Source organism: Pseudomonas sp. 43(2021), from assembly GCF_017490805.1.
Taxonomy (GTDB): domain Bacteria; phylum Pseudomonadota; class Gammaproteobacteria; order Pseudomonadales; family Pseudomonadaceae; genus Aquipseudomonas.
Map to the genome: position 1 here is coordinate 20,233 of NZ_JAFGYJ010000041.1, position 11,052 is coordinate 31,284.

An 11,052-nucleotide genomic window follows, 5' to 3' on the forward strand; every position below is an offset into this window, starting at 1 on the left:
TGGAGCCACACACCATGCAACGTTACTCGGGCTTCGGCCTTTTCAAGCACTCCCTCAGCCACCACGAGAACTGGCAGCGCATGTGGCGCACGCCAACCCCTAAAAAGGTCTACGACGTGGTTATCGTCGGCGGTGGCGGCCATGGCCTGGCCACGGCCTACTACCTGGCCAAAGAACACGGCATCACCAACGTTGCCGTGATCGAGAAGGGCTACCTGGGCGGCGGCAACACCGCCCGTAACACCACCATCGTGCGTTCCAACTACCTGTGGGATGAGTCGGCGCACCTGTACGAGCACGCCATGAAGCTGTGGGAGGGCCTGTCCCAGGACCTCAACTACAACGTGATGTTCTCCCAGCGCGGCGTGTACAACCTGTGCCACACCCTGCAGGACATGCGTGACTCCGAGCGCCGCGTCAGCGCCAACCGCCTGAACGGCGTGGATGGCGAGCTGCTCAACACTGCCCAGGTCGCGGCCGAGATCCCGTACCTGGACTGCTCGAAGAACACCCGCTATCCGATCCTCGGTGCCACCGTGCAGCGCCGTGGCGGCGTGGCCCGTCACGACGCCGTGGCCTGGGGCTTCGCCCGTGCCGCCGACGCCTTGGGCGTGGACCTGATCCAGCAGACCGAAGTGATCGGTTTCCGCAAGGAAAACGGCGCGGTCATCGGCGTGGAAACCAACAAAGGCTTCATCGGCGCCAAGCGCGTCGGCGTGGTCACTGCCGGTAACTCCGGGCACATGGCCAGGCTGGCCGGCTTCCGCCTGCCGCTGGAGTCGCACCCGCTGCAAGCACTGGTATCCGAACCGATCAAGCCGATCATCGACAGCGTGATCATGTCCAACGCCGTACACGGCTACATCAGCCAGTCCGACAAGGGCGACCTGGTGATCGGTGCCGGTATCGACGGCTGGGTTGGCTACGGCCAGCGCGGTTCGTACCCGGTGATCGAGCACACCCTGCAGGCCATCGTCGAGATGTTCCCCAACCTCTCGCGCGTGCGCATGAACCGTCAGTGGGGCGGTATCGTCGATACCTCGCCGGACGCCTGCCCGATCATCACCAAGACCCCGGTCAAGAACATGTTCTTCAACTGCGGTTGGGGTACTGGCGGCTTCAAGGCGACCCCGGGTTCGGGCAACGTCTTCGCCGCGAGCCTGGCCAAGGGCGAAATGCACCCACTGGCCGCGCCGTTCTCCATGGACCGTTTCTACAGCGGCGCACTGATCGACGAACACGGCGCTGCCGCCGTCGCCCACTAACCGGAGACACCGTCATGTTGCATATTTTCTGTCCCCACTGCGGCGAGCTGCGCTCCGAAGAAGAGTTCCACGCCTCTGGCCAGGCGCACATCGCCCGCCCGCTGGACCCTAACGCCTGCTCCGACGAGGAGTGGGGTACCTACATGTTCTACCGTGACAACCCACGCGGTATTCACCACGAACTGTGGGACCACGTTGCCGGCTGCCGCCAGTACTTCAACGTCACCCGTGACACCGTGACCTACGAAATTCTGGAAACCTACAAGATTGGCGAGAAGCCGCAAGTGACCGCCAGCGGCAAGCAAAGCAGCGCTGCGTCGACCGTCAAAGGCCAAGGGGAAAAAGTATGAGCCAGACCTATCGCCTCGCCAGCGGCGGCCGTATCGACCGCAGCAAGGTCCTGAACTTCAGCTTCAACGGCAAGACCTACCAGGGTTATGCCGGTGACAGCCTGGCCGCCGCGTTGCTGGCCAACGGCGTCGACATCGTCGGCCGCAGCTTCAAGTATTCGCGTCCACGCGGCATCATCGCCGCCGGTACCGAAGAGCCGAACGCCATCCTGCAGATCGGCTCCAGCGAAGCCACCCAGATCCCCAACGTGCGTGCCACCCAGCAGGCGCTGTACGCAGGTCTGGTAGCCACCAGCACCAACGGCTGGCCGAACGTCAACAACGACGTCATGGGCATCCTTGGCAAGGTGGGCGGCAGCATGATGCCGCCGGGCTTCTACTACAAAACCTTCATGTACCCGAAATCGTTCTGGATGACTTACGAGAAGTACATCCGCAAAGCCGCCGGCCTTGGCCGCGCGCCGCTGCAGAACGACCCGGACAGCTACGACTACATGAACCAGCACTGCGACGTGCTGATCGTCGGCGCCGGCCCTGCGGGCCTGGCCGCCGCACTGGCCGCTGCCCGCAGCGGTGCCCGCGTGATCCTGGCTGACGAGCAGGAAGAGTTCGGCGGCAGCCTGCTCGACACCCGCGAAACCCTCGACGGCAAGCCTGCTACCGATTGGGTCAACGCCGTGGTCAAGGAGCTGGAAAGCCTGCCGGAAGTGACCCTGCTGCCACGTGCCACGGTCAACGGCTACCACGACCATAACTTCCTGACCATCCACGAGCGCCTCACCGACCACCTCGGCGACCGCGCCCCGATCGGCCAGGTTCGCCACCGCGTGCACCGCGTGCGTGCCAAGCGCGTAGTGCTGGCTGCCGGCGCTCACGAGCGCCCGCTGGTGTATGGCAACAACGACGTGCCGGGCAACATGCTGGCTGGCGCCGTTTCCACCTACGTACGCCGTTACGGCGTGGCCCCGGGCCGCAAGCTGGTGCTGTCGACCAACAACGACCACGCCTACCGCGCCGCGCTGGACTGGCACGACGCCGGCCTGCAAGTGGTCGCCATCGCCGACGCCCGTCACAACCCGCGTGGCTCGCTGGTTGAAGAAGCGCGTGCCAAAGGCATCCGCATCCTCACCTCCAGCGCCGTGATCGAGGCCAAGGGCAGCAAGCATGTTACCGGCGCCCGTGTGGCCGCCATCGACGTGCAGGCACACAAGGTCACCAGCCCTGGCGAAACCCTCGAGTGCGACCTGATCGCCACCTCCGGCGGTTACAGCCCGATCGTGCACCTGGCTTCGCACCTGGGCGGTCGCCCGGTATGGCGTGAAGACATCCTCGGCTTCGTGCCGGGCGATGCTCCGCAGAAACGCGAATGCGTGGGTGGCATCAACGGCGTCTACGCCCTGGGCGACGTGATCGCCGATGGCTTCGAGGGCGGCGTTCGCGCAGCCACCGAAGCAGGCTTCAAGGCCACCGTTGGCAGCCTGCCGAAAACCGTTGCACGCAAGGAAGAGGCCACTGTGGCGCTGTTCCAGGTGCCGCACGACAAAGGCACTGCCCGTGCACCCAAGCAGTTCGTTGACCAGCAGAACGACGTCACCGCAGCCGCCATCGAACTGGCCACCCGCGAAGGCTTTGAGTCGGTCGAGCACGTGAAACGCTACACCGCGCTGGGCTTCGGTACCGACCAGGGCAAACTGGGCAACATCAACGGCCTGGCCATTGCCGCCCGTTCGATCGGCATCACCATCCCGGAAATGGGCACCACCATGTTCCGTCCCAACTACACGCCGGTTACCTTCGGCGCGGTAGCGGGCCGTCACTGTGGTCACCTGTTCGAGCCCGTACGCTTCACCGCCCTGCATGCCTGGCACGTGAAGAACGGCGCCGAGTTCGAAGATGTCGGCCAGTGGAAGCGCCCATGGTACTTCCCGAAAGCCGGTGAAGACATCCACGCCGCCGTGGCCCGTGAATGCAAGGCCGTGCGCGACAGCGTGGGCCTGCTGGACGCCTCGACCCTGGGCAAGATCGACATCCAGGGCCCGGACGCGCGTGAGTTCCTCAACCGCATCTACACCAACGCCTGGACCAAGCTCGACGTGGGCAAGGCCCGCTATGGCCTGATGTGCAAGGAAGACGGCATGGTCTTCGACGACGGCGTAACCGCCTGCGTCGGCGACAACCACTTCATCATGACCACCACCACTGGTGGCGCCGCCCGCGTGCTGCAGTGGATGGAGCTGTACCACCAGACCGAATGGCCGGAACTGAAGGTGTACTTCACCTCGGTCACCGACCACTGGGCCACCATGACCCTGTCCGGCCCGAACAGCCGCAAGCTGCTCAGCGAGCTGACCGACATCGACATGGACAAGGAAGCCTTCCCGTTCATGACCTGGAAAGAAGGCAACGTCGGCGGCGTACCGGCCCGGGTGTTCCGTATCTCGTTCACCGGCGAGCTGTCGTACGAAGTCAACGTACAGGCCAACTACGCCATGGGCGTGCTGGAACAGATCATCGAGGCAGGCAAGAAGTACAACCTGACCCCGTACGGCACCGAGACCATGCACGTACTGCGTGCCGAGAAGGGCTTCATCATCGTTGGCCAGGACACCGACGGCTCGATGACCCCGGATGACCTGAACATGAGCTGGTGCGTGGGCCGCAACAAGCCGTATTCGTGGATCGGCCTGCGTGGCATGAACCGCGAAGACTGCGTGCGCGAAAACCGCAAGCAGCTGGTGGGCCTGAAGCCGGTCGACCCGACCAAGTGGCTGCCGGAAGGCGCCCAGCTGGTGTTCGACCCGAAACAGCCGATCCCGATGGACATGGTTGGCCACGTCACCTCCAGCTACGCGTCCAACTCCCTGGGCTACTCGTTCGCCATGGGTGTGGTCAAAGGCGGCCTCAAGCGCATGGGCGAGCGCGTGTACTCGCCACAGGCGGATGGCAGCGTGATCGAGGCGGAGATCGTGTCTTCGGTGTTCTTCGATCCGAAGGGTGAGCGGCAGAACGTTTGAGGCTTCACCGGTAGCTCTGATTGGAATGCGACCTCTGTGGGAGCGGGTTCACCCGCGAATGCGATGGTGAATTCACCGCCCTCTTCGCGGGTAAACCCGCTCCCACACTGGGTCTCCTCAGTCTGTGACTACAGGTTCTACCTCAGGTCTTCGCGATCAACAGAATTCAAGGCAGGTAAGAAATGAGCGCTATCAACGTCTTCCAGCAAAACCCCGGCGCCGAGGCCAAGGCCCAGTCGCCACTGCACCACGCCGACCTGGCCAGCCTGGTTGGCAAAGGCCGCAAGAACGCAGGCGTGACCCTGCGTGAACGCAAGTTCCTCGGCCACCTGACCCTCCGTGGCGACGGCCACGACCCGGAATTTGCCGCCGGCGTGCACAAGGCCCTGGGCCTGGAGCTGCCAGTGGCCCTGACCGTGGTCGCCAACAACGAAATGTCGCTGCAATGGATGGGGCCGGACGAGTGGCTGCTGATCGTCCCGGGGGGCCAGGAGTTTGCCGTCGAGCAGAAGCTGCGCGCGGCCCTCGAAGGCCAGCACATCCAGGTGGTCAATGTCAGCGGCGGGCAGAGCCTGCTGGAGCTGCGCGGCCCGAACGTGCGCGAAGTGCTGATGAAATCCACCAGCTATGATGTTCACCCGAACAACTTCCCGGTGGGCAAGGCTGTCGGCACCGTGTTCGCCAAGTCGCAACTGGTGATCCGCCGTACCGCCGAAGACACCTGGGAGCTGGTGATTCGCCGCAGCTTCGCCGACTACTGGTGGCTGTGGCTGCAGGACGCTTCGGCCGAGTACGGCCTGAGCATCGAGGCTTAAGGAGAGCGAACATGAGTCGGGCACCGGATACCTGGATTCTCACCGCCGACTGCCCGAGCATGCTCGGCACCGTCGACGTGGTGACGCGTTACCTCTTCGAGCAGCGCTGCTACGTGACGGAGCACCACTCCTTCGATGACCGGCTGTCGGGGCGTTTCTTCATTCGCGTGGAGTTCCGCCAGCCGGACGATTTCGACGAGGCAGGCTTCCGTGCCGGCCTCGCCGAGCGCAGCGATGCGTTCGGCATGGCTTTCGAGCTGACTGCACCGAATCACCGGCCCAAGGTGGTGATCATGGTGTCCAAGGCCGACCACTGCCTGAACGACCTGCTGTATCGCCAGCGCATCGGTCAGCTGGCCATGGACGTGGTCGCGGTGGTGTCCAACCACCCTGATCTGGAGCCCCTGGCGCACTGGCACAAGATCCCTTACTACCACTTCGCCCTCGACCCCAAGGACAAGGCTGGGCAAGAGCGCAAGGTACTGCAGGTGATCGAGGAAACCGGCGCCGAGCTGGTGATTCTTGCGCGTTATATGCAGGTGCTGTCGCCCGAGTTGTGCCGGCGCCTGGATGGCTGGGCGATCAACATTCACCACTCGTTGCTACCAGGGTTCAAGGGCGCCAAGCCGTACCACCAGGCGTACAACAAGGGCGTGAAGATGGTCGGTGCCACGGCGCACTACATCAACAACGACCTCGACGAAGGGCCGATCATTGCCCAGGGTGTCGAGGTGGTGGACCACAGCCATTACCCCGAAGATCTGATTGCCAAAGGGCGGGACATCGAATGCCTGACCTTGGCGCGAGCGGTGGGGTATCACATCGAGCGGCGGGTGTTCCTCAACGCCAACCGGACGGTCGTTCTCTAGCGCCTGTTCCGGCCTCTTTGCGGGCGCGCCCGCTCCCACAGGTAAAGTGACCGTCCTGAAGGTTACGCAATACCTGTGGGAGCGGGCGTGCCCGCGAATGGCCCCACCATTTTTCCCTTGCCGCTAAAAGGCATCTCCCTGTCGCTCCCAGTCAGTGCATCCCGCCCCATCAGGCCCACAATTCCCCTCATTCCAGAAACACATGCCGCCCACGGATGGCGGCGCGTTCAACCACCGCTGCATAAATATAAATCAAGCGAGGTAAGAGCATGTCTGGCAATCGTGGAGTGGTATATCTCGGCGCCGGCAAGGTCGAGGTGCAGAAGATCGACTACCCGAAAATGCAGGACCCACGCGGCAAGAAGATCGAGCACGGCGTGATCCTGAAGGTGGTCTCCACCAACATCTGCGGCTCCGACCAGCACATGGTCCGCGGCCGCACCACTGCCCAGGTCGGCCTGGTCCTGGGCCACGAAATCACCGGTGAAATCGTCGAAAAAGGCCGCGATGTCGAGCGCATGCAGATCGGCGACCTGGTCTCGGTACCCTTCAACGTCGCCTGTGGCCGTTGCCGCTCCTGCAAAGAGATGCACACCGGTGTCTGCCTCACCGTCAACCCGGCCCGCGCCGGCGGTGCCTACGGCTACGTCGACATGGGCGACTGGACCGGCGGCCAGGCCGAATACGTGCTGGTGCCGTACGCCGACTTCAACCTGCTGAAACTGCCTGAGCGCGACAAGGCCATGGAGAAGATCCGTGACCTGACCTGCCTGTCCGACATCCTGCCGACCGGCTACCACGGTGCCGTGACTGCCGGTGTCGGCCCGGGCAGCACCGTCTACGTCGCCGGTGCCGGCCCGGTTGGCCTGGCCGCCGCTGCTTCGGCGCGCCTGCTGGGCGCTGCCTGCGTGATCGTTGGCGACCTCAACCAGGCCCGCCTGGCCCACGCCAAGTCCCAGGGCTTCGAAGTGGTCGACCTGTCCAAGGACACCCCGCTGCATGAGCAGATCGTCGACATCCTCGGCGAGCCGGAAGTGGATTGCGCCATCGACGCCGTAGGCTTCGAGGCCCGCGGCCATGGCCACGAAGGGGCCAAGCATGAAGCGCCGGCCACCGTGCTGAACTCTCTGATGCAGGTTACCCGCGTTGCCGGCAACATTGGTATCCCGGGCCTGTACGTGACGGAAGACCCGGGCGCGGTGGATGCTGCCGCCAAGATCGGCGCGCTGAGCATCCGCTTCGGCCTGGGCTGGGCCAAGTCGCACAGCTTCCACACCGGCCAGACCCCGACCATGAAGTACAACCGCCAACTGATGCAGGCGATCATGTGGGATCGGATCAACATTGCCGAAGTGGTGGGCGTGCAGGTGATCAACCTGGATCAGGCGCCGGAAGGGTATGGCGAGTTTGATGCGGGTGTGCCGAAGAAGTTTGTGATCGACCCGCACAAGATGTGGGGGGCGGCGTAACAACCGTCGTTTGACAAGAGCCCCTCGTATCGAGGGGCTTTTTCATGGTAGTCCGTGTCAGTTGTTTGGGTTGGCACTCTGGTGCCTGCGCACACCTTCCATTAATGATGAAAGGCTAGATGCACTTGGGGCATGGTTGGAAATGATGCTGGCTCGTGGTGCACTTGGATCATAGTTGGAAATGATACTGGCTCGTGGTGCACTTGGATCATAGTTGGAAATGATGCTAGCCCGAGGTGCGCTCGGATCATAGTTGGAAATAATGCTGCCTCGGGGTGCTGTGGGGGCTAGTGATGCCTTTTCGGCAGCCAATAATTCTAGCGCAGATTTAAGCTTTTCTGTTGTTCTCTCCGCCTTTTCGCCGATTAGTGAAAGTTCGGACTTTGCTTTATGAATGTCATCTGCCATATCATCTAAGTAAGTGCGGAACGCCTTGTGGCCAGTCGCTCTATATACTGTGTGTCTATTTTTTATGTGTTCTGGAGCCTTGTGTTGGAGTGCTTCAAGATTCTGTATGTAGTTGGTTTTTCCCTGTGCTCTATCGTTTAGCTTTCCAAGCTTTCTTTCGTAGTGAGAAACATTTTGGGCCGGTGTGCGGTTCTTTCGCATCATGTGACCGGTAGGGTCAGTATAGTTAATTGGGTCCCCTGCACAGTAGGCATATGGGTTGATCCAGCCCTTGTCGAAAGGAGAAAGTATATCGGGGGAAAGAAAGCGCATAAGTATTGCCGAGTAGGCCCTGTAGCTGCCAAGAAGATATAATCCCGTTCGCTCTGCGCGCTCGCCATTGAAGCCCAATAGCGATCTGGACGAAGGTATAGTGGCTGCATTCCCATAAGGGGAGTAGCTATGTAGCTCTGGGGACGAGATGCCCTTTACGGCGGTCACGGATCCTTTAATGTCCACAGTCAGCAAATTGCAATATTCTGCGGAGTCCGATTGTCTCTCAGCAAGCGCAATCTGAATACCTCGGAAAATCGAGCAGTTCCGTTTGCCAGTTTTTACAGTGGTAATTTTTTGATTCTGATAGAAATGCTTTTCGCTACTCATGGCGCATTTTCCGATTCTCGAGAAAATTGTGTGCTGGACACGCTGACATTACCGAGTATCTGTTGGCTTGATCCGCGCCGCTACTGACAAAAATGCTAGGTCATTGCGTCAAGGCAGGCTTCCTGAGCTTTGGCTGAACACCTGATATCCGGCCCGGAACAACCGCTGAAAACAAGTGTCAAAACCCTCGTTTCCCAAAGGCCAACCCGGCCGACGAGGTCCCTCCCGATGAAAGCATTCACCCTGGCAACCCTGATGACCCTGGCCGCAAGCCCGGTGTTCGCCTTCAACCTCAGCGACGCCGCCAACGCCGTGTCTGCCATGCAGAACCAGCAACAGCAAGGCCAGGTGCAGGCGCCCGAGGCGCAGGCCAATTTGCTCAACACCTTGGGCAGCCAATTGAATATCACCCCCGAACAGGCCATTGGCGGGGCAGGGGCGATGTTGGGGCTGGCGCGCAATAACCTGAGCAGCGATGACTATGGGCAATTGACCAAGGCGGTGCCGGGGCTGGACCTGCTTGCGGGGGCCAATGCACTGGGTGGCTTGAGTGGCCTGGGTGAGTTGCTGGGCAAGAACAGCGGGAGCCAGTCGGCCTTGAACAATGCGCTGGGCAGCAATGTGGAAAACCGCAGCGACCTGGACAATGCGTTCAAGGCGCTGGGGATGGATACCGGGATGATCGGGCAGTTTGCGCCGTTGCTGCTGCAGTACCTGGGGCAGCAAGGGATTGCCGGGGCGTTGTTGCAGAACCTGGGCAGCTTGTGGACTACCCCGGCGCCATTGACCCAACCTTCGGTCTGATCATTTTCTAACACCAGTACCGGCCTCATCGCCGGCAAGCCGGCGATGGGGCCAGCACAGCCAGCGCAATTTTCAGGTCATGTAGCTTCGGTGAAGTCCACCAACCGCACTGGGCGACGGAAGCCGGCGGTCAGCACGGCCAGGTACGCCAGGCCCAGCGCAAACCAGCACAGGCCAATGACCAACGTCAGCGCCGACAGGCTGGTCCACAGCCACAAGGTCAGCGCCAACCCTACCAGCGGCACCAGGCCATAGCTCACCAGCCCTTTGAGGCTGCGCTGCGAGGCATCGTCCACCAGATGGGTCTTAACCACCGCCAGGTTCACCGCCGAAAACGCGACCAGCGCACCAAAGCTGATCAGCGAGGCAAGGGTCGCCAGGTCGATTACCAGTGCCAGTAACGAGAACGCCGAAACCAGCAAAATGGCGAACACCGGCGTGCCAAAACGCGGTGACAGGTAGCCGAAAGTGCGTTGCGGCAGCACCTTGTCGCGCCCCATGGTGAACAGAATACGCGACACCGCCGCCTGCGAGGCCAGCGCCGAGCCCAGGCTGCCAGCGACATACGCAGCTGTGAAGAAGTTGGCCAGGAACTGCCCGCCCGCCTTGAACATCACTTCGTTGGCCGCCGCGTCGGCATTGGCAAAGGTGGTGCCCGGCAGCACCAGCTGGCTGACGTAGGCCAGCACGGTGAACAGCAAGCCGGCGAACAGGGTGGTGAGGATAATGGCGCGTGGCACATCGCGGCGGGCATCACGGCATTCTTCAGCCAAGGTCGAGACAGCATCGAAGCCGAGGAACGACAGGCACAGCACTGCAGCCCCTGCCATCAGGGCGCCAAAGCCCGGCTGCGAACCGTCGCCCAGCAGCGGCGACAGCAGGTCGAGCGGCTGGCCAGCCAGAGACTGGCAGGACAGGGCGACGAACACCACGATGAAGATGATCTGCGCGCCAACGATCAGGTTGCTGGTCTTGGCCACCGAGTGAATGCCGACCACGTTGAGCACCGTGACCAGGGCAATCGAGGCCAGCGCGATCGACCACGCGGGGATGGCCGGAAAGGCAATGTTGAGGAACAGGCCGATCAGCAGGTAGTTGATCATCGGCAGGAACAGGTAATCCAGCAGCAGCGACCAACCGGCCAGGAAGCCGATGTTCGGGCCGAAGGCCATGTTGGTGTAGGAGTACGCGGAGCCCGCGACCGGGAAGCGCTTGACCATGAAGCTGTAGGAGGTGGCGGTGAACAGCATGGCCACCAGCGTCACGATATAGGCGCCGGCAGTGCGGCCACCGGTGAGTTCGGTGACGATGCCGTAAGTGGTGAAGATGGTCAGCGGGACCATGTACACCAGGCCGAAGAACACCAGGGCAGGCAGCCCGAGGACACGGCGGAGCTGGGCGGGGGTGGAGCTGGGT

9 protein-coding genes are annotated in these 11,052 nt (G+C 62.1%); 7 read left to right on the top strand and 2 right to left on the bottom strand.

Annotated elements, in window-relative coordinates; genetic code table 11:
• Positions 1-14 precede the first annotated feature (14 nt).
• The 6 genes from J5M71_RS24690 (at position 15) to fdhA (ending at position 7,782) form a co-directional block, all read left to right on the top strand.
• Complete coding sequence (locus J5M71_RS24690) at positions 15-1,265, top strand: sarcosine oxidase subunit beta family protein (RefSeq protein ID WP_063914518.1); 1,251 nt, start codon at positions 15-17, stop codon at positions 1,263-1,265.
• Between the two features lie 14 nt (positions 1,266-1,279).
• The gene (locus tag J5M71_RS24695) at positions 1,280-1,615 is read left to right on the top strand and encodes a sarcosine oxidase subunit delta (protein WP_039613194.1); all 336 of its coding nucleotides are present in this window, start codon (positions 1,280-1,282) and stop codon (positions 1,613-1,615) included.
• Positions 1,612-4,629, top strand: a complete 3,018-nt coding sequence (locus tag J5M71_RS24700; RefSeq protein ID WP_063914519.1) for a sarcosine oxidase subunit alpha — start codon at positions 1,612-1,614, stop codon at positions 4,627-4,629. Before J5M71_RS24695 ends, J5M71_RS24700 begins: the two co-directional genes overlap by 4 nt.
• A gap of 182 nt (positions 4,630-4,811) precedes the next feature.
• Positions 4,812-5,444: a sarcosine oxidase subunit gamma family protein gene (gene soxG, locus J5M71_RS24705; RefSeq protein WP_015268660.1), complete on the top strand. Its 633-nt coding sequence runs from the start codon at positions 4,812-4,814 to the stop codon at positions 5,442-5,444.
• 11 nt (positions 5,445-5,455) lie between these two features.
• Positions 5,456-6,313, top strand: a complete 858-nt coding sequence (gene purU / locus J5M71_RS24710) for a formyltetrahydrofolate deformylase (RefSeq protein ID WP_207837974.1) — start codon at positions 5,456-5,458, stop codon at positions 6,311-6,313.
• Positions 6,314-6,582: 269 nt separating this feature from the next.
• A complete protein-coding gene (fdhA, locus tag J5M71_RS24715; protein ID WP_039613198.1) occupies positions 6,583-7,782 on the top strand; it encodes a formaldehyde dehydrogenase, glutathione-independent in 1,200 nt (399 codons plus the stop codon).
• A gap of 57 nt (positions 7,783-7,839) precedes the next feature.
• Here fdhA and J5M71_RS24720 read toward each other — a convergent pair whose 3' ends face one another.
• A complete protein-coding gene (locus J5M71_RS24720) occupies positions 7,840-8,832 on the bottom strand; it encodes an RHS repeat-associated core domain-containing protein (RefSeq protein WP_207837975.1) in 993 nt (330 codons plus the stop codon).
• A 228-nt stretch (positions 8,833-9,060) separates the two neighbouring features.
• On the opposite strand from J5M71_RS24720, the gene J5M71_RS24725 reads away from it, so the two are divergent.
• The gene (locus J5M71_RS24725; protein WP_207837976.1) at positions 9,061-9,636 is read left to right on the top strand and encodes a DUF2780 domain-containing protein; all 576 of its coding nucleotides are present in this window, start codon (positions 9,061-9,063) and stop codon (positions 9,634-9,636) included.
• A 77-nt stretch (positions 9,637-9,713) separates the two neighbouring features.
• Here J5M71_RS24725 and J5M71_RS24730 read toward each other — a convergent pair.
• Positions 9,714-11,052, bottom strand: a 1,339-nt coding sequence (locus J5M71_RS24730) for an APC family permease (protein ID WP_207837977.1), incomplete at its 5' end; no start/stop codon positions are given.

What these genes read in the sequence shown, in the direction of transcription:
- J5M71_RS24690 (WP_063914518.1), top strand. Translation starts at nt 15, where the DNA reads ATGCAACGTTACTCGGGCTTCGGCCTTTTCAAGCACTCCCTCAGCCAC.
- J5M71_RS24695 (WP_039613194.1), top strand. Translation starts at nt 1,280, where the DNA reads ATGTTGCATATTTTCTGTCCCCACTGCGGCGAGCTGCGCTCCGAAGAA.
- J5M71_RS24700 (WP_063914519.1), top strand. Translation starts at nt 1,612, where the DNA reads ATGAGCCAGACCTATCGCCTCGCCAGCGGCGGCCGTATCGACCGCAGC.
- soxG (WP_015268660.1), top strand. Translation starts at nt 4,812, where the DNA reads ATGAGCGCTATCAACGTCTTCCAGCAAAACCCCGGCGCCGAGGCCAAG.
- purU (WP_207837974.1), top strand. Translation starts at nt 5,456, where the DNA reads ATGAGTCGGGCACCGGATACCTGGATTCTCACCGCCGACTGCCCGAGC.
- fdhA (WP_039613198.1), top strand. Translation starts at nt 6,583, where the DNA reads ATGTCTGGCAATCGTGGAGTGGTATATCTCGGCGCCGGCAAGGTCGAG.
- J5M71_RS24720 (WP_207837975.1), bottom strand. Translation starts at nt 8,832, where the DNA reads ATGAGTAGCGAAAAGCATTTCTATCAGAATCAAAAAATTACCACTGTA.
- J5M71_RS24725 (WP_207837976.1), top strand. Translation starts at nt 9,061, where the DNA reads ATGAAAGCATTCACCCTGGCAACCCTGATGACCCTGGCCGCAAGCCCG.